This is a genomic window from Corynebacterium suicordis DSM 45110, assembly GCF_015351405.1.
GTDB lineage: Bacteria > Actinomycetota > Actinomycetes > Mycobacteriales > Mycobacteriaceae > Corynebacterium > Corynebacterium suicordis.
Genome location: NZ_JADKMY010000001.1, coordinates 588,495 through 605,711, shown reverse-complemented (window position 1 = coordinate 605,711; position 17,217 = coordinate 588,495). Strand labels below are relative to the sequence as shown.

The following is a 17,217-nucleotide window of genomic DNA, read 5'->3' as shown; positions in this document are numbered from 1 at the left end:
CTATGGTGAAAGCACTAGCACGCCCTCCCACTAAAGAGAACACGGCAGGAACATATGGCCAGCAATCCTGAAGAAACTGAGCAGCGGAACTCGCGTTCGCGCCACTCTCGGCACATTCAGGCTTCTCCGGTTCCTGTGCGACGGCCCCGGCAAATGGGTAATCGTCCTCTCAAGGCCAGCTTGGCGGTGCTTTCTTCCGCCTTCCTGCTGGCCACCGGCGTGGGTTATGCCACCATCGGCAACCTCAACAACCAATTGGCGCAGGCCAGTGGCTTGAACCTGGGCTCGCAACCGGACGGGGCCACGGACATCTTGCTGGTGGGTGTGGATTCCCGCACGGATGCCCAGGGTAAGAAGCTGAGCCAAGAGGAAATCGATATGCTCCGCGCTGGCGAGGAAGAAGCCACCAACACGGACACCATGATCCTCATCCGCGTGCCCAATGATGGCTCCTCCGCCACCGCTGTCTCCCTGCCCCGCGATACTTACGTGGAGACCCAGGACATGGGAAACATGAAGCTCAACGGCGTGTACGGCACGGCCAAGTTTGAGAAGACTCAGGCGATGGAGAAATCCGGGGCAACGGACGCAGAAGCCATCGATAAGGCCTCCACTGAAGCCGGCCGCAAGGCGCTGATCGACACGGTGGGTGACCTCACCGGCATCAATGTGGATCACTACGCAGAAGTGGGCCTGCTGGGATTTGTGCTGCTCACCGATGCCGTGGGTGGCGTGGACGTGTGCCTGAACAACGCGGTGGATGAGCCTCTCTCCGGCGCGAAATTCCCCAAGGGCTACCAGACCCTGGACGGCCCGGATGCGTTGAGCTTTGTGCGTCAGCGTCATGATCTCCCCCGCGGCGACCTGGACCGCATCACCCGCCAGCAGGCCTACATGGCCAGCCTGGCCAACCACATCTTGAGCTCCGAAACCCTCACCAACCCGTCCAGCCTCAACAGCATCAACGATGCCGTGAAGCGCTCCGTGGTGCTGGATGAAGGCTGGGACATCATGGGCATGGCCACCCAGATGCAATCCCTGGCTGGCGGCAATGTGACTTTCCAGACCATCCCCGTGACCAGCATCGATGGCACCGGAGATTACGGCGAATCGATCGTCACCGTGGATAGCGCTCAGGTGCACAAGTTCTTCGCTGACCTGGCCGTGAAGGATGAGCCCGCGCCCGAGGAAAAGCCGGAAGAAGCGGTGGATCCCAACGCCCCGATTGAGTCTTTCAATGCGAAGGCTTACACGGTCAACGTGCTCAACGCTGGCGAGGTGCCCGGGTTGGCCGCCAACCTGGGAAGCCTGGTGGAAGGCTACGGGTACAAGCAAGGTGACGTGGGCAATGCCTCCGAATCCGGCATCTCCGAATCCCAGGTGAATGCCAAGGACAAGAACGATCCCGCCGCCCGCGCCCTGGCTCGCCAGCTGGGCGGGCTGCAGGTGGTGGAGGATCCCACCCTGGATGAGAAGGAAATCTCCGTCACCCTCTCCGGCACGTATTCCGGCCCAGGTGCATACGGTGTGGACGTGCCTCTGCAGGACCCCAACTCCCCCAACGTGGGCACGCTCACCGAGGGCATCCGCGATCTGGATGGCGATGGCTACGAAGATTCCACCGATGAGAATTCCTCCGACAGCGGTGAATCCTCCACCCCGACCACCGATTCCAACGGCGTGGTGGGCCAGGAAGGCGTGACCCCGGATAAGCCGCAGCTCACCCAGCCGCTGGACGCGGGATCCAACGCCCCCATGTGCGTGAACTAGCAGTGTGCACGGCCTAGCAATGTGCACGGTCTAGCAACTCGCTAGTGTGGGTGAGCATGGATCTGATCACCCCCCTGCTCGATGAGCCCGCTGCCCCACGCCTGACCACCTACACCGAGGCCGGGCGAATGGAACTTTCCGGCATCACCCTGGCCAACTGGCAGTCCAAGGTGGCCAATCTGCTGTTAAGCCTCGGTGTGGGTGAAGGCGATTCCGTGGCCATTGCCGCCGCCCCTGGTTGGCAGCCCGCGTGCGTGGCCATCGGTGCGTGGAAAGTAGGCGCCCTTGTTATCGACGCCAGCACCGACACCCCAGATGTTCTCTTCACTGATTCGCTGCAGCTGGCCGAGGAGTTCGAGGATTCCCCTGCCGGAGCTCAGGTGCGCGAGGTTTACCTTCTCTCCTCCGATCCTTTCGGCCGCGGGGTGGAGGAAGCCGGGGGTGAGGTTCCCTTCGGCATCAACGACTTCTCTCCCGAATTGCGCGTACAGCCGGATGCCTTCATGGGCACCGCACCCGTGATTCCCAGCGCTGATCAGGCCAAACTGCAGATGAGCTTGGAGCAGTTGGAAGTCACGGAGGGAGCTCGCGTGGTGTGCGGAGCGTGGGATGACGTGGCAGGTCTTATCCGCTGCCTCTCCCCTTTGCTGGCTGGTGGTTCCGTGGTGGTTTCCACCGATGCTTCCCCGGAGCGCCTGGCGGAACTTCAGGACACAGAAAAAGCCGACGTGGTGCTTTAAGCACCGCGTCAGCTTGAAGTATGCGCCAGCTGAGGTTCAGGGATAACCCGCGGGAGGAGCGAGTGAGGTACTACTTCACGTCGCGCTTCCAGTTGAAGAAGAATGCCGCGCCAGTGGCTACGACGACCCACAGTGCGAGGACCAGGAACATGTGTCCCACATCTGGGCCTTGGCCTTCCACACCGGCATTCATCATGAGGTCCAGAGCAATGTGGCCCGGGGACCATTCGTAGAGCACGCGGGCGATCTCGTACTGACCGGCCACGCTCAGCAGGATGTTTTCAATGACCATCATCCACACCAGTGGGAGCGTCAAACCTGCCACGCGGCTGCGGGTGATCACTGCGATTCCGGCTGCGATCAGCGCGTAGCCCGCCATCACCAGCGCCAGCATCACCGTGTACTTGATGTCCCCACCGGTGAATTCCAGCTTGGGGAGAATCGCCACCACCAGCAGGCCGAGCAGTACGCCGGCTGCGTAGTTGAGAATCGTGAAGAGCGCGATCAGGATGAAACGCGCGCCCAGCCAGTGCCACCGCGATTTCTGCGTGAGGAAAGAATGAGCCTGCATGTGGTTATTGATCTCGCTGGCACCTGCGGAAGCACCGTACACAACCGCGAGCAGGATGAAGACCATCAGGCCGGTTGATAGATCCGACCACTCAATGTTCATGGGCTGGGAGGAAAACAGACCCTGGAGCACCATGAAGCCGTAGAGGCTGCCGGTGAAGAGAATGGCCCAGATGATGGTGCCGCGCACCGATGCCATCTTGCGAAACTCAGACTTCAGCGCATGTCCAAGGTGGGAATTCTTTGCCACCACGTTGCTCTTCTGCACGCGATTGGTCTGCTGTGGGCTGGCCTGTGCACCTACCTGAGCACCTGGCTGAGGACCCGGTTGTGGGCTGGGCTGTGGGCTCGGCTGAGGATTGGGGATGTGAGTTGCATTCATTACTTTGCCTCCTGCTGGTTAGCGGTGAACTGTTGAGCTGCGGGGGCAGATCCCGCGATGTCATGGGTGCGGTATTCCTGAGCTTGTGAGGTAGCCGCGAGGAAGCGTTGCTCCAGGTTGGCGGCCTCGGTGCGCAGCCCGGTGACGAAGAAGCCCTGCTGCTGAGCAATTTCCGCAACCAGATTGCGGATCTGCTCCTCGTTGACGTTCTGCCCCACATTGACGTTGAGCACGCGCTCGCAATCCGCCTGCACTTCCAGGCCCTTGCTGCGCAGTTGTTCACCCAACAGCACTGCTTCGCGACATTCCACGATGACCTTGGTTCCATCTGCCAAGAACTCGGCCATGGAGTATTCACCGATGAGCTGCCCACGGCCGATCACCACGAGGCGGTCGGCGGTCTGCTGCATCTCAGAAAGCAGGTGGGAGCTGACCAGCACGGAGCGTCCTTCGGAGGCCAGCTGCCTGATCACTCGGCGGATCCAGGAAACACCCTCTGGATCCAGGCCGTTGACCGGCTCATCCAGGAGGAGGTGCTGCGGGTCTCCCAGCAGCGCGGTGGCCAACCCCAGGCGCTGCTTCATGCCCAGGGAGTAGCCGCCGACCTTCTTTTTGGCGGCATCGGTGAGACCCACCATGTCCAGGCATTCCTGAACGCGGGAATCGGACACTCCGGCACCGGCCGCGATTGCCTTCAGGTGATTGATGCCGGAACGCTTGGGCTCAAACCAGTGCGCATCCAGCACGGAGCCTGCCACCGCGGACTTCGCGTCCAGGGAAGCGAAGCTGCCGTGGTAGCCCTCCCCGTGCGCGTAGGCACCGCTGAATGCAACGTGGCCTTCGGAGGGAGCATCCAAACCGAGCATGCAGCGCATGGTGGTGGACTTGCCGGAACCGTTGGGGCCGAGGAAGCCAGTGACCTGGCCATCGGGGACGTGGAAACTGAGATTGCTGACAGCGGTGTTTTTACCGTATCGCTTGCTGAGGTTTTCGACTGTGATCATGGTTTCTATCATTCAGTGAAAATCTCCGTGGTACATCAACCCGAAGTATCATTTCTGAAAACTTCTTGGTGTCATCCTGGGGGATGACCCCCTAGCCGCCGAGTAATCCCTCGGGGTCAACCAGGGAATTCTTGAAAGCGAACAATACCGCATGCACCCGGTCCCGAGAACCGGTTTTCAGCAGGACCCGCCCCACGTGGGTTTTCACCGTGGGAAGGGAGATGTACAGCTCTCCGGCGATCTCCTGGTTGCTCTTACCCCGAGCCATCAAGCGCAGGATTTCCAACTCGCGCGGGGTCAAGGGATCGGCCAGCCCCAAGGAGCCATCATCCGCAGAAGCCGGCACCGCTCGCGCTGCCATTTCTCCATGGGCCTCAGCTTCAGCTCCACCAGCCGGGACACCGGAATTATCTAACGCGGTGAGGCGTCGAACTTGACGCAACAACCGGGAGGTTGCCCGCGGGCTGATGACAGCTTCCGATTCCCCCACCGTGCGCACCGCCGCCAGCAACTCCTCAGGTTCCGCGTCCTTGAGCAGGAACCCACTGGCACCTGCCTCCACGGATCGCAGCACGTAATTATCGTTATCGAAGGTGGTGAGGACGATGATCTTTGTGTCTTCCCCGCCTGGCCCGCGCGGGGCCAAAGCCAAGATCTCCGCGGTGGCGGCAATCCCATCGAGCACCGGCATCTGCACGTCCATGAGGATGATATCCACCGGCTGTGATTCCGCCAGCTCCTTGGCATGCTGGCCGTTCTCGGCCTGCCACACCACCTCAATATCCTCCTGCGAATCCAGCACCAGGGAAAAACCCGCGCGCACCAGCGGCTGATCATCCGCAAGACCGACCGTAATCTGAGAAGGCTTCATGCCAGCCACCCTAACGCGCCACTGGCATCACAGCAGTGACATTCCAGCCGCCCACGAAGAGCTTCGACGGCCCCCACGTGGCAGACCCGCCATGTACTCGCGCGCGCTCGGCAATACCCGTGAGCCCGCGGCCGGATCCGCCCAACTCATTGTCTCCCTTTTGGTTATCCACCACGATGCTCAGCTTGTCTTTTTCCCATTCCAACCTCAACACCACCCGTACCTGACCCGCGTGTTTCATCACGTTGGTCAGGGATTCCTGCACGATGCGATACACCGTGAGATCCTGCACCTCTCCCAGCACCAGGGGTTCACCAGAGACTTCATAATCCACTGTGACTCCGGAGCGCTTGGCGTCGGAAATAAGATCGGGGATGCTGAAAACACCCGGCGCGACCGCCGTGGTGCGGTCTTCCTGCGAGCCATCGTGCAACACGGAAAGCAGGGAACGCATCTGCACCAGGGCATCGCGTCCGCGGTCTGAAATGGTTTCCAGTGCTTCGATTGCCTTGGCCGGATCCTTGCGCCCGGCATAGCGGCCGCCATCTGCCTGGGCGATGACCACGGTGAGTGAATGGGCCACGATGTCATGCATCTCGCGGGCAATGCGGTTGCGTTCCGAAACCGTGGCCAGCTCGGCACGCGCGGCGAGGGCTTCCATGGCGTCATTGCGCTTGGCGGTGTTGCGACCCAGCATCGCCGAAAGACCAATGCTCACACTGATCAGCAAAGTCAGCACCACTGCCAGGAAACTCAGCTCCGGTGCCTGAGCTGGGTCTCCACCCAGATTAATCTCGATATAGGACCAGGCCACGGAGGCCATCGAACCCGCCCACAGTAATGCCAGCCATCCCCGGGTACGAGTGCGCGCATAGGCGGCGATGTACCAGGCTTCAAAGCAGACGATGACATACGTCAGCGGGTATGCAGGGATCGCCGAAAGCCCCACCAAGGCCAAGCCCACCGCGGTAGCTGTGAGGCCCGGAGTCACCTTCCACCGCTGCACCAGCAACGCCACGAAGGTCACTGCCAGCCCCAGGTAATACGCCGCGTGCTGCCAGGCGCTCAACTCCCATGTCCCGGTATCCACAAACAACGCCGTACCCAGCCCAAACCCCGCCAGCTGCAGGAAAATCTGCAGCCACAACGAAGTCTCCTTGTACCACGGCCCAGAAGAGGCCAAGGGGTAATTGTTCAGCATAAGTTTCCACCGTAGGCAGTTCTGATATTTCTCGCGTCCACCTGCAGTATGATTAGCAGCCATGTCAGACGTGAAATTCGACCATGTGTCTATCCAATACCCCGGAGCAGAACGCCCCACGGTGAAGGATCTTGACCTCCAGATTGCCGATGGAGAGTTCTTGGTGCTGGTCGGGCCCTCGGGCTGCGGCAAATCCACCACCCTGCGCGCTCTCGCTGGGCTGGAGGACACCACCGGTGGACGCATCACCATCGGTGGCAAGGATGTCACCGGAACTGAGCCCAAAGAGCGCGATATCGCCATGGTGTTCCAGGATTACGCCCTCTACCCACACATGAGCGTGGAAGAGAACATGGGTTTCGCCCTCAAGGTGGCTAAGACCCCCAAGGCGGAAATCAAGGAGCGCGTGCTGGCGGCTGCCCGAACTCTGGGCCTGGAGGAGTTCCTGGATCGCAAGCCCAAGGATCTCTCCGGCGGTCAGCGCCAGCGCGTGGCCATGGGACGCGCCATTGTCCGCGAGCCGCAGGTGTTCCTCATGGATGAGCCCCTGTCCAACCTGGATGCCAAGCTGCGCGTGCAAACCCGCGCGCAGATCGTGAAGCTGCAGTCCACCTTGGGCGTGACCACCGTGTACGTGACCCACGACCAGGTGGAGGCCATGACCATGGGCGATCGCGTGGCCGTGCTCAACGGCGGCGAGTTGCAGCAGGTGGACGACCCGAAAACCCTCTACCACCGCCCAGTCAATGCCTTCGTGGCCGGCTTCATCGGCTCCCCCTCCATGAACCTGCTCAAGACCCGCGGTGGCATCGAAGGCTGGGATGTGCGCCTGCCGGAAAGCCACGCGGACAAGGGATTGATCATCGGCGTGCGCCCGGAAAACCTAGAGGTTCGCCCCGCCGAGGCTGGCACCACCCAGGAGGGCATCACCGGAACCGTGGACATGGTGGAGGAGCTGGGTGCCGATTCATATGTTTATGTAGATACCCCGCACGGCCAGCTCATCGCCCGTGGCAACTCCACCGGTCCAGCCCCTACCCACGGTCAGTCCGTCAGCGTGGCCATTCTTCCCGACGCCACCGTTCACTTCTTTGATGAATCCACAGAGCTGCGGGTGGAGAACTAAACAAGCGGGTCCTCCCGCGGTTCTCATAACGGGGGTATGGGGTGCTGGTTCAGATCCCGGAAATACTCTTAGTTTTCCACCCCAACCCACTAGCATGACCGGACAAAGAGTTCTCCTGTGGAATTCTTCACAGTTTCCTTGAGTTCGAAAGAAAGGCTCCCCATGTCCCTTCCCAATAAGAAGTTGCTGGCTGTTCTCGCAGCATCCGGCTTGGTACTGACTGCTTGCTCCGAGAGCGAAGACAGCAATCAAGAGGCGCAGAACACCGATGGCCGTGGCGAAATCACTTTCGCAATGGGCAAGAACGATACCGATAAGCTCCGGCCCATCATCGAAAAGTGGAACAAGGAACACCCAGAGGAGAAGGTCAAGCTTCAGGAGCTGGCCGGTGAAGCTGATGCTCAGCGCGACACCCTGGTGCAGTCCCTGCAGGCTGGCTCCAAGGACATCGACGTGATGGCCCTGGACGTGGTGTGGACCGCACAGTTCGCCGCTAACGGCTGGCTGGCTCCACTGACCGGTGAGCTGGAGACCAAGACCGATGATCTTCTTCCCGCAACTGTGAAGTCCGCAACCTACAACAACACCCTGTTCGCCCTTCCGCAGAACACCAATGGTCAGCTGCTTTACCGCAACACGGACATGGTCAAGGAAGAGCCAAAGAACTGGAACGACGTGGTGGAGGCCTGCAAGAAGGTGGAGGGCCAGGACTGCCTGACCACCCAGCTCAAGCAGTACGAGGGCCTGACCGTAAACACCGCCGGCTTCATGGCTGGCTGGGGCGGCGGCCTCACCAGTGAAGATGCCACCCCAACCGTGACCTCCAAGGAATCTCAGGCTGGCCTGCAGGCCATGGTTGATGCATACAAGGATGGCACCATCAGCTCCGCCTCCACCGGCGCCACTGAGGAGGAGACCAACCTCTCCTTCACCCAGGGGGACACCGCGATGGCCATCAACTGGCCATACATGTACGAAAACTCCGAGGCCGATGGCTCCGCAGTGAAGGGCAAGGTGGAGGTTTCTCCACTGGTTGGCAAGGACGGCGTGGGCGTATCCACCTTGGGTGGCTACAACAACGGCATCAACGTCAACTCCGAGCACAAGGCCACCGCGCTGGAGTTCATGGAGTTCATCACCAACGAGGAAAACCAGCGTTCCTTCGCTGAGGCTTCCTTCCCACCAGTGCGCTCCTCCATCTACGATGAGGCAGACATTCAGGAGAAGTTCCCTTACATGGAAGCTCTCAAGGTGTCTCTGGAAAACGCTCAGCCTCGTCCAGCTTCCCCAACCTACGATGCACTCTCCAAGGCAGTTCAGGATAACGCTTATGCTGCGTTGACCTCCGGAAAGTCCGTGGAAGATGCAACCAAGGACATGGAAGCAGCAATCCGCAACACCCAGGGTTAATCACCCTTCTTCACGCGCCGGGCTACCAGCCCGGCGCTTTTTATCGACAGGAGACCGCGTGTCATCGCCGACCACCTCGGGAACATCCACCGCTCGCCCTGCATCTCTGAGCTCAACTCGCTCCGCGGTGCCCGATGGTGGAGGCACGAAGCCACCCAAGAAGAAGCGAGACCTCCGCGCTGTGTGGCTGGTCGCACCCGCCATGGCGCTGCTCGCGGTGGTGATCGGTTACCCGGTGCTCCGCGCGATCTACCTGTCTTTCCAGGCCGATAGGCACCTGGATCCGGAAACCGGCATGTTCGTCTCCGGCGGTTTCGCCGGGTTCCAGCATTACCTGTACTGGCTCTCCAACCGCTGCATGACCCCCACCGGCCAAGTAGCCGAGTGTGCGCAAGGCCAGCTGGCCACGGACTTCTGGCCAGCGCTGAAGATCACCCTCTTCTTCGTGGTGGTCACCGTTCTCCTAGAAACCCTGCTGGGTCTGTGGATGGCGCTGGTGATGAACCGCAGCTTCTTCGGCCGCGGCCTGCTGCGCGCCGCCGTGTTGATCCCTTGGGCCATCCCCACCGCGGTGACCGCCAAGCTCTGGCAGTTCATCTTCGCCAACCAGGGCATCGTCAACTCCGTGCTGGGCACCTCCATTCACTGGACCACGGACCCCTGGGCCGCGCGCGCCGCGGTGATCATCGCCGACGTGTGGAAGACAGCCCCCTTCATGGCGCTGCTCATCCTGGCTGGTCTACAGATGGTTCCGCAGGGAGTCTACGAGGCCGCCCGCGTGGACGGTGCCTCCAAGTGGCAGCAGTTCACCCAGATCACCCTCCCGCTGATCAAGCCTGCTCTCATGGTGGCCATCCTCTTCCGTACGCTCGACGCCCTCCGCATGTATGACCTGCCCGTCATCATGATCAGCGAGTCCTCTGACTCGCCCACCGCGGTGATCTCCCAGCTGGTCATCACGGCCACCAAGCAGGGTAATTACAACGCGGCTTCGGCCATGTCCACCCTGATCTTCCTCATGATCTTCGGCATCGCCTTCATCATGGTGAAGTTCCTCGGCGCGGATGTGAGTGGCACACAAAACATGCCGACTTCCGGGAAGAAGACAAAGTGGTGGCGTCGAAAGAAAAAAGATGACGGCGCGCTCACCAAGACGGCAAGCACCAACGTGGCGGAAGGAGCCCAGCGATGAAAACGGTTCGCAATTACCTAGCAGTAGTGCTGATTCTGGTCTGGGGCCTGGCCCCGTTCTACTGGATGGTTGTCACGGCACTGCGCCACAAGGATTACACCTTTTCCACTAACCCCCTGCCCAGCCACCTGACGATGGATAACTTCCGCGATGCGCTGGCCACGGATTCCGGTAATAACTTCCTGCGGGCGATCGGCAACTCGCTGTTCATCAGTTTCGCCACCACTCTGATCGCGCTGGCCGTGGGTGTGTTTACGGCTTACGCGCTAGCCCGGGTGGATTTCCGGGGCAAGGGAATGGTGACGGGAATCATCCTGGCGGCCTCGATGTTCCCCGGCATTGCGCTGGTCACCCCACTGTTCCAGCTGTTCTCGAAGATCGAGTGGATCGGCACGTACCAGGCACTGATCATCCCGAACATCAGCTTCGTGCTGCCGCTGACCGTTTACACGCTGACCAGCTTCTTCCGCGAGCTGCCGTGGAAGCTGGAGGAGGCCGCCCGCGTGGATGGCGCTTCTCGCTCGCTGGCTTTCCGCAAGGTGATCCTGCCGCTGGCAGCACCCGCAATGTTCACCACCGCGATCCTGGCGTTCATCGCTACGTGGAACGAGTTCATGCTGGCCAAGCAGCTTTCCACCCCTGATTCTGAGCCGGTCACCGTGGCCATCGCCCGCTTCTCCGGCGCCAGCGCCTACGAGTTCCCCTATGCCGCCACGATGGCTGCGGGCGCCCTAGTGACCATCCCTCTTGTGATCATGGTGCTGATTTTCCAGCGACGCATCGTCTCCGGCCTGACCGCTGGTGGCGTGAAGTAGACGAGCAGATATGGCTGGAAGCCCGGACGATCATCGCAAGAAACTGGTGTGGGAATCCCTGGTTGGGTTCTTCGGTTTCTTCACGTTCCTGGCCCTGATTCAGGGCGTGTGGAACCTCTTCCAGCCAGAGCCCGCACTGATGCCTTCGTTGATCTTGCTGGTGTTGCCGGGTTTGTTGGCGCTGGCCTGGAAGGGCTACAGCCGCTACCGCTAAGCAGGGGTACCGCTCAGCAGGGGGCTCGGGCGGTTTATTGGGGTTTCGGGGGCGCAACCGTGGGGATGTCCAATCATTAACCACCCCGCATTAACTACCCGGGGCGGGAACAGGATACTCTCCTATCAGTTAACTCGCTCCTTCTAGCAACAGTTGTGGAAGTCCCATTTATGAAAGCTAAGCGCATCACGCAGTCGCTGCTGTTCCGGATCTTCGTCGCGATCGTCCTCGGAATTATCTGTAGTTTCTTCGCCCCCGAGTGGGCGGGGCGGCTCTTCGCCACGCTGAACGGCCTGTTCGGCAACTTCCTGAGTTTCTTCGTTCCAGTGCTCATCTTCGCGCTGATCACCCCGGCGATCGCCAACCTGGGTCAGGGTGCCGGCAAGTGGCTGGGCATCACAACTGCCATCGCCTACGGCTCCACGGTGGTTTCCGGACTGCTGGCATACGGTACCGCTCAGGCTTTGTACCCCACCCTGCTCAGCAACATGAACGTGGATACGGTTCAGGACATCGAAGAGGGTCAGCTGACCAGCTTCTTCACCGTGGAGATGCCGCCTCCGTTCGAGGTGATGACCGCTCTCCTGCTGGCCTTCTGCGTGGGCCTGGCGATGACCGCCGTTCCTTCCGATAGCCTCCTGCGCGCCAGCAACCAGCTGCGTGACGTGGTGATGAAGGTTATCGAGACTTTCATCATTCCCCTGCTGCCGATCTACATCTTCGGTGTGTTCCTCACCATGGGCATGAACGGCAACCTCACCCACACCATCAGCATGTTCCTCGTGGTTCTGATTGTGGCCGTGGTGGGCACGCTGATCCTGCTCATCCTGCAGTTCGCCCTGGCCGGGGCCATCGCCAAGGTCAACCCCATCACCGCGTTCAAGAACATGCTTCCTGCTTACGCCACTGCTCTGGGTACGTCCTCTTCTGCCGCCACCATTCCGGTGACCTACGAGAGCGCCAAGAAGAACGGCGTGAGCGAGTCCGTTGCTGGATTCGTGATCCCGCTGTGCGCCACCATCCACCTGGCTGGCTCCATGATGAAGATCACGCTGTTTGCCTTCGCCGTGATGTACATTTCCGGCGAGACCGTTTCCGTGGGCTTGGCCATCGGCTTCCTCTTCATGCTCGGCGTGACCATGATTGCTGCCCCGGGAGTTCCCGGTGGTGCCATCATGGCCGCGGTCGGACTGCTGACCAGCATGCTGGGCTTTAGCCCCGAGCAGGTGGCACTGATGATCGCCGCGTACATCGCCATCGATTCCTTCGGCACCGCGGCTAACGTCACCGGTGACGGCGCAATTGCGCTGGTGGTGAACCGTTTCGCCAAGGGCAACCTGCACTTCACTGAGGAGCCTGCCGTTGACACTGCGGCAACCGCCGTGGGATCAACTCAGGATAGCGAGCGGATGCGCCACAGCGAATAAGCCACAAACTCTCTGAGATAGGCCGCGGGCCGTGCAGCTTCAGGGGTGATCGCACCGAACACCTGGAAGTGCACTGGCCCGCTTTTTGCTGGCCTCATCGGCTCATCAGCCGGGCCCGCCACCGGCCTCTCCCCTTGCCCGTCCCCCAGCAACCCCGCCACCAATTGTGCGGTGGCCTCGGTTCGCTTGACGTGGAAATCGCTGGTCACCACGGCAATGTTTTCTGCCGGATAGCCCGCAGCGCGCAGTGCGTCCACGCTCAGCCGCAGATTCTCGCGCGTGTTCGTTGCCTGGTTTTCCTCCAGCACCGGCACTCCCCGCTCCGCTAGGTGCACCCCATGGGTTCCCCGCAGATAATCTGCCATTGCCGCGGCTTCCGAGATCTCCTCATCCGCACCCCTGCCGCCGGAAACCACCACGGGCACGGACCCCGACACCAGTCCCACCGCGCGATCCAATCGCCGCGCCAGCATCGGCCCTGGGCTCCTGCCCACCAATCCACACCCCAGCACCACCACGGCATCAACCCGGGAGTTAGCCACAGCTGTCCGGCTCACGGCCATCCCGCGCAGGAATGTGAGGAAGCTCCACAGCACGGCCAGCCACACAGCAATTCCCGCAGCTGCGAGAACCCGCACTCCCCAGTGCGGAACCGTGACGGCCACGGCTGCCCCAAGTATCAGAGAAAAATAATCTGCCGCAGCCATCACCGTGAGCAGATGCACCCACCGGCGCTTATCCCCCGTGCGCACCAAAGGCAGCGAGAACCGCGCGCCCACCAGCAGCGGCAGCAAGTGCAGGCAATAAACCACCAACAGGGCACTCCAGTGCTCACCCGTGCCGAAGATCCACACCAATACCGCCAGCAGCGCCCAGCAGAGCTCCGCTCCCCCAATGGCTACTGCACCCACCCAGGCGGAGCGCTTGAAGCGGTTCAGCACAGCGCTCAGTGGCCCGCTTCCTGGGCGCGGTTCTGGCCGGGAAATTATTCCCCGCCCATCAACTTACTGCGCAGCGCACGATCCTTCTCCAGCACCTGTTCGCGCATGTTGTCCTGGTATTTCACCATTTGCTCCAGCAGAGAATCATCGGCTACGGCCAGCGTGCGCACGGCCAGCAATCCGGCGTTCTTCGCGCCATCAATGCTCACGGTCGCGGTGGGTACCCCAGCGGGCATCTGCACGATGGAAAGCAGAGAGTCCAACCCGTCCAGATTGCCGAGCGCGCGAGGGATGCCGATCACGGGAAGCGGGGTGGCCGCGGCAATCATGCCGGGCAAGTGAGCCGCACCGCCAGCGCAGGCGATGATCACCTTGAGGCCCTTGCCGTGCGCGCCGCGCGCGTAATCCAGCATGCGCTCCGGCGTGCGGTGAGCGGACACCACGCCGATCTCCATGGGGATGCCGAACTCCGCCAGCACTTCGGCAGCGGGCTCCACTGTGGGCCAATCCGAGTCCGAGCCCATGACGATCCCCACCAGCGGGCCGTTGTGTGCTGGGGCGCTCGCGGAATCTTTAGGAGTAGCTGCAGAAGTCATCGTTTTTCCTTCGTGAGAGAGTCGCAAAGCCGGCGCATCGCACCAAAAGTTCTGCTGCCTACCCTAGTCCGTGTAGCCGTCTGCCCAGTGCGCGGTAACGAGGAAATCCGCCGCCAAACGCGCCTCAGCCCGCAATTCCTCCACCGTCTGCCCCTCGGAGGCCACCATGTTCACGTGGCCCATCTTGCGGCGTGGGCGCCAATCCTTGCCGTACATGTGGAGCTTGGCCTTGGGGAATCGACGCCACATCTCATCCATCCGCGCGTGAATCGGCATTTCTGGGTCCGTGTCTTTCCCGAGCACGTTCGCCATCACTGTCGCCGGGCCAATCAAGGAAGTATCTCCCAGCGGACGATCCAACACCGCGCGCAGGTGCTGTTCAAACTGGCTGGTGATGGAGCCATCCTGGGTCCAGTGGCCCGTATTGTGCGGGCGCATGGCGAGCTCGTTGACGATGATCTCCGGCTGTCCTGTCTCATCCAGGGTCTCGAAGAGCTCCACGGCCAGCACACCGGTGACCTCCAGCTCGGTGGCGATGTCCTTGGCCAGCTGCTCGGCGGATTCCAGGATGCTCAGCTGTGCAGATCCCTCCGCGGCTGGTGCGGGTGCCACTGCTTCCACGCAGATCCCGTCTTCCTGCACGGATTCCACGACCGGCCAGGTGCGCACTTCACCCGAGGGGGTGCGTGCCACCATGGCGGAAAGCTCGCGCACCAGCTGCACCTTTTTCTCTGCCATCAGCGGCAAGCCCTGGCCCAAGAGGTCCCCCACCAGCTGGGCAGCGTCCTCCTCAGAGGCGGGGAACCACACGCCTTTGCCGTCGTACCCGCCGCGGCGGGTCTTCACGCACACGTTGCCCTGCGTGATGCGGTAGAACTCCTGGATTTCCTCCACCGAAGTGATCTCCATGAACGGAGGCACCGGCGCGCCCATCTCGCGCAGGCGCTTGCGCATCACCAGCTTGTCCTGGGCATTCACCAGAGCCCTGGGCTGGGGTTGCACGTTGATTCCCGCGGAAATGAGGGATTCCAGGAACTCATCGGGAACGTGCTCATGGTCGAAAGTAATGGCGTCGGCCCCCAAAGAAACCTCTTCCACGTGCGCGCGGTTGGTGTAATCGCCCAGCACCACATCGGCGGTGACCTGGGCTGCAGAGGCATCCGCAGTCCCGGCGAGAACCCGGGTGCTCAAGCCCAGCTCGATCCCGGCCTGGTGCATCATGCGGGCCAGCTGCCCATCACCGATGATGGTGACCAGCGGCGCACCCGGCGCGTGGGCAGAGGTGCGGGACAGGGACCAATCGGCGGAACGCTCCGCGGGATCGGTTGCCGGATTCTGACTGGAGGACGTGCTGGTCTGTTGTGCCACGGCTAATAACTATAGTGGCCGGGTCTCGTTTCTCAGAAGCCGCACAAAGCGCTTGGCCTTCGGCACGTTGTGCAGCATCACCGGGGTGCGCGCGCCCATGGTGTAGAGCGCCACGTCCGATCCGCGATGGCGGGCATCCACGATGTGGGCCATGGGGATCTCGCTAATCTGGCTGCGCCAATGCCCGCTGGCGGTGATGAGGCGCTCGTTGGTGAGCATCATGCGGGAACGGGCGCGGAACACCAGGTGGCGGATGCATCGGCGCCACGCCAACACCACCCACAGAATCAGCAGCCCACGCCGCAGCCACAGCAGCACCATCAACGTCTGATCCTGCGGTAGTTGCGCCACCACCACGCTGGAGGGCGAATAGTGCACCCCGAACGTGGCCTGCGCGACGGCATCGAAATGCGCATCGATCAGGCCCACGCCCAACCAGACCAGCCCCGTGATGACGATCATCTCCAGCACGGGGAAGATCACCGAGCGGCGCTGTGGGCTGAGGTCCGCGAGCAGCACCTCATGCGGATCAATCGTGACTTTGGCCATGGCTAATAATCCCTGTCTCAGTAATCCTTGGTCTCATCACCCGGGCGGACGTGGATTACGTCGCCGGCGCTGACTTCGTGTCGGGTGTTTTCTTTTTCGACGACCAACTCGCCACCCGGCGCGAAATCCACCGCAACGCCCTCCAAAATTTCCTCCTGAGGCAGCTTCACGCGCACGTGCGCGCCGAGGGTGGCGGAGAGTTGCTTGTAGCGAGACAGGAAAGCCTCCGGTGCGCCGCCGAGGTTGCGGAAGCGATCCAGGTCTTCCTGCAGGCGCAGGAGGATGCCCACGATCAGATCTTCTCGGCTCACCAGGGCGGGAACAGTGTTATCCCGGAGCTCATCTTCCGGGGTGGCGCTGGCTGCGGTCTCCAGGGCCAAGGAGGTGGCGTGGGGCACGGGGAGTTCCTCCCGCGTGAGGTCATAGTTCAGCCCAAAACCCACCACTACCCGGGGAACACCGTGGACCTGCGGGGCTTCCACCAAGATGCCCACCAGCTTGCGGCCGTCCACGAGCACGTCGTTTGGCCACTTCAGCTCAGCCGGGACCCCGGTGATCTCGCGCACTCCCCGACCGATGGATAGCCCCACCAACAGCGGCAGGAGACCCAGGCGCTCGGCGGGGATTTCCGGCAGGGTGAAGCTGATGGAGGTGATCACTTGGCTGCGGGCAGGCGCGGACCACGGGCGGTTCATCCGCCCGCGCCCCGCGGTCTGCTCCTCCGCCAACAACACTGTTCCATTCGGCGCATCCTGGCGCGCGCCGAGATCCGAATTGGTGGAGCCCGTGGACTCCACCACCTCCACGTCCGCATAACCCACGGCACGCAAACGCTCCCGCAGTGCCGCGGCATCCAGCGCACGGCGCTGGGAGCTCGGGCTCGCAGGCTCAGCTGTGGCTAGTTGGTGGCCGGCTTGTTCGTGGCTCCCTTGTTGACGGCTCCCTTGTTGACGGCTCCCTTGTTGACGGCTCATGGTGCTTGAGCATAGCGTGCGCATATTCCCACGCAATCGGCTCAGGCATTCGGCTCAGGATTTTTGA

General features: G+C 61.7%; 17 protein-coding genes. 8 read left to right on the top strand and 9 right to left on the bottom strand.

Translation table 11 applies throughout. The features are described from left to right. The first annotated feature begins 54 nt into the window (after nt 1-54). Together IRY30_RS02845 and IRY30_RS02840 are read left to right on the top strand one after the other, a co-directional pair. Nucleotides 55-1,770, top strand: a complete 1,716-nt coding sequence (locus IRY30_RS02845) for an LCP family protein (RefSeq protein WP_194555876.1) — start codon at nt 55-57, stop codon at nt 1,768-1,770. Between the two features lie 56 nt (nt 1,771-1,826). Beyond that, a complete protein-coding gene (locus IRY30_RS02840; RefSeq protein WP_194555875.1) occupies nt 1,827-2,510 on the top strand; it encodes a TIGR03089 family protein in 684 nt (227 codons plus the stop codon). Between the two features lie 70 nt (nt 2,511-2,580). Here the strand turns inward: IRY30_RS02840 and IRY30_RS02835 are convergent, their stop codons facing one another. From IRY30_RS02835 to IRY30_RS02820, 4 genes are all read right to left on the bottom strand, one after another. Next, nucleotides 2,581-3,462 (bottom strand): NAD(P)(+) transhydrogenase (Re/Si-specific) subunit beta, encoded by an 882-nt coding sequence (locus tag IRY30_RS02835; protein WP_194555874.1) that lies wholly within the window; start codon nt 3,460-3,462, stop codon nt 2,581-2,583. Then, nucleotides 3,462-4,466 (bottom strand): ABC transporter ATP-binding protein, encoded by a 1,005-nt coding sequence (locus IRY30_RS02830; protein ID WP_194555873.1) that lies wholly within the window; start codon nt 4,464-4,466, stop codon nt 3,462-3,464. Before IRY30_RS02830 ends, IRY30_RS02835 begins: the two co-directional genes overlap by 1 nt. A 91-nt stretch (nt 4,467-4,557) precedes the next feature. Further along, entirely contained in the window at nt 4,558-5,337 is a 780-nt protein-coding gene (locus IRY30_RS02825; protein WP_194555872.1) for a response regulator transcription factor, read from the bottom strand. A 10-nt stretch (nt 5,338-5,347) separates the two neighbouring features. Continuing rightward, nucleotides 5,348-6,538 carry a sensor histidine kinase gene (locus IRY30_RS02820; protein ID WP_194555871.1) on the bottom strand — a complete coding sequence of 397 codons (1,191 nt, stop codon included), beginning with the start codon at nt 6,536-6,538 and terminating at the stop codon, nt 5,348-5,350. Nucleotides 6,539-6,599: 61 nt separating this feature from the next. Here IRY30_RS02820 and IRY30_RS02815 point away from each other — a divergent pair, with 61 nt between their 5' ends. From IRY30_RS02815 to IRY30_RS02790, 6 genes are all read left to right on the top strand, one after another. After that, nucleotides 6,600-7,664, top strand: a complete 1,065-nt coding sequence (locus IRY30_RS02815) for an ABC transporter ATP-binding protein (protein ID WP_194555870.1) — start codon at nt 6,600-6,602, stop codon at nt 7,662-7,664. Between the two features lie 162 nt (nt 7,665-7,826). Further along, nucleotides 7,827-9,074: an ABC transporter substrate-binding protein gene (locus IRY30_RS02810; protein ID WP_194555869.1), complete on the top strand. Its 1,248-nt coding sequence runs from the start codon at nt 7,827-7,829 to the stop codon at nt 9,072-9,074. Nucleotides 9,075-9,276: 202 nt separating this feature from the next. Beyond that, on the top strand, nt 9,277-10,266 hold the full coding sequence (locus tag IRY30_RS02805) for a carbohydrate ABC transporter permease (protein WP_194556528.1): 990 nt from the start codon (nt 9,277-9,279) through the stop codon (nt 10,264-10,266). Next, entirely contained in the window at nt 10,263-11,081 is an 819-nt protein-coding gene (locus tag IRY30_RS02800) for a carbohydrate ABC transporter permease (RefSeq protein WP_194555868.1), read from the top strand. The genes IRY30_RS02805 and IRY30_RS02800 overlap by 4 nt, the downstream gene beginning before the upstream one ends. Before the next feature lie 10 nt (nt 11,082-11,091). Then, the gene (locus tag IRY30_RS02795) at nt 11,092-11,295 is read left to right on the top strand and encodes a hypothetical protein (protein ID WP_194555867.1); all 204 of its coding nucleotides are present in this window, start codon (nt 11,092-11,094) and stop codon (nt 11,293-11,295) included. 170 nt (nt 11,296-11,465) lie between these two features. Then, nucleotides 11,466-12,722, top strand: coding sequence for a dicarboxylate/amino acid:cation symporter (locus tag IRY30_RS02790; protein ID WP_194555866.1), 1,257 nt, complete (start codon nt 11,466-11,468; stop codon nt 12,720-12,722). On the opposite strand, the gene IRY30_RS02785 is transcribed toward IRY30_RS02790, so the two are convergent. From IRY30_RS02785 to IRY30_RS02765, 5 genes are all read right to left on the bottom strand, one after another. Next, nucleotides 12,689-13,663 carry a YdcF family protein gene (locus tag IRY30_RS02785; RefSeq protein WP_194555865.1) on the bottom strand — a complete coding sequence of 325 codons (975 nt, stop codon included), beginning with the start codon at nt 13,661-13,663 and terminating at the stop codon, nt 12,689-12,691. The two genes, IRY30_RS02790 and IRY30_RS02785, sit on opposite strands and share 34 nt — an antisense overlap. 44 nt (nt 13,664-13,707) lie before the next feature. After that, a complete protein-coding gene (purE, locus tag IRY30_RS02780) occupies nt 13,708-14,259 on the bottom strand; it encodes a 5-(carboxyamino)imidazole ribonucleotide mutase (RefSeq protein ID WP_194555864.1) in 552 nt (183 codons plus the stop codon). A gap of 63 nt (nt 14,260-14,322) precedes the next feature. Further along, nucleotides 14,323-15,552: a 5-(carboxyamino)imidazole ribonucleotide synthase gene (locus IRY30_RS02775; protein WP_194556527.1), complete on the bottom strand. Its 1,230-nt coding sequence runs from the start codon at nt 15,550-15,552 to the stop codon at nt 14,323-14,325. Between the two features lie 84 nt (nt 15,553-15,636). Continuing rightward, nucleotides 15,637-16,176: a hypothetical protein gene (locus IRY30_RS02770; RefSeq protein WP_194555863.1), complete on the bottom strand. Its 540-nt coding sequence runs from the start codon at nt 16,174-16,176 to the stop codon at nt 15,637-15,639. 17 nt (nt 16,177-16,193) lie between these two features. Next, nucleotides 16,194-17,150 (bottom strand): biotin--[acetyl-CoA-carboxylase] ligase, encoded by a 957-nt coding sequence (locus IRY30_RS02765; RefSeq protein ID WP_194555862.1) that lies wholly within the window; start codon nt 17,148-17,150, stop codon nt 16,194-16,196. Nucleotides 17,151-17,217 lie beyond the last annotated feature (67 nt).

Excerpts from the sequence above, each read along its gene's own strand:
- IRY30_RS02815 (WP_194555870.1), top strand. The coding sequence starts at position 6,600 with ATGTCAGACGTGAAATTCGACCATGTGTCTATCCAATACCCCGGAGCA.
- IRY30_RS02805 (WP_194556528.1), top strand. The coding sequence starts at position 9,277 with ATGGCGCTGCTCGCGGTGGTGATCGGTTACCCGGTGCTCCGCGCGATC.
- IRY30_RS02820 (WP_194555871.1), bottom strand. The coding sequence starts at position 6,538 with ATGCTGAACAATTACCCCTTGGCCTCTTCTGGGCCGTGGTACAAGGAG.
- IRY30_RS02800 (WP_194555868.1), top strand. The coding sequence starts at position 10,263 with ATGAAAACGGTTCGCAATTACCTAGCAGTAGTGCTGATTCTGGTCTGG.
- IRY30_RS02840 (WP_194555875.1), top strand. The coding sequence starts at position 1,827 with ATGGATCTGATCACCCCCCTGCTCGATGAGCCCGCTGCCCCACGCCTG.
- IRY30_RS02830 (WP_194555873.1), bottom strand. The coding sequence starts at position 4,466 with ATGATCACAGTCGAAAACCTCAGCAAGCGATACGGTAAAAACACCGCT.
- IRY30_RS02765 (WP_194555862.1), bottom strand. The coding sequence starts at position 17,150 with ATGAGCCGTCAACAAGGGAGCCGTCAACAAGGGAGCCGTCAACAAGGG.
- IRY30_RS02795 (WP_194555867.1), top strand. The coding sequence starts at position 11,092 with ATGGCTGGAAGCCCGGACGATCATCGCAAGAAACTGGTGTGGGAATCC.
- IRY30_RS02810 (WP_194555869.1), top strand. The coding sequence starts at position 7,827 with ATGTCCCTTCCCAATAAGAAGTTGCTGGCTGTTCTCGCAGCATCCGGC.
- IRY30_RS02770 (WP_194555863.1), bottom strand. The coding sequence starts at position 16,176 with ATGGCCAAAGTCACGATTGATCCGCATGAGGTGCTGCTCGCGGACCTC.
- purE (WP_194555864.1), bottom strand. The coding sequence starts at position 14,259 with ATGACTTCTGCAGCTACTCCTAAAGATTCCGCGAGCGCCCCAGCACAC.
- IRY30_RS02790 (WP_194555866.1), top strand. The coding sequence starts at position 11,466 with ATGAAAGCTAAGCGCATCACGCAGTCGCTGCTGTTCCGGATCTTCGTC.
- IRY30_RS02845 (WP_194555876.1), top strand. The coding sequence starts at position 55 with ATGGCCAGCAATCCTGAAGAAACTGAGCAGCGGAACTCGCGTTCGCGC.
- IRY30_RS02835 (WP_194555874.1), bottom strand. The coding sequence starts at position 3,462 with ATGAATGCAACTCACATCCCCAATCCTCAGCCGAGCCCACAGCCCAGC.
- IRY30_RS02825 (WP_194555872.1), bottom strand. The coding sequence starts at position 5,337 with ATGAAGCCTTCTCAGATTACGGTCGGTCTTGCGGATGATCAGCCGCTG.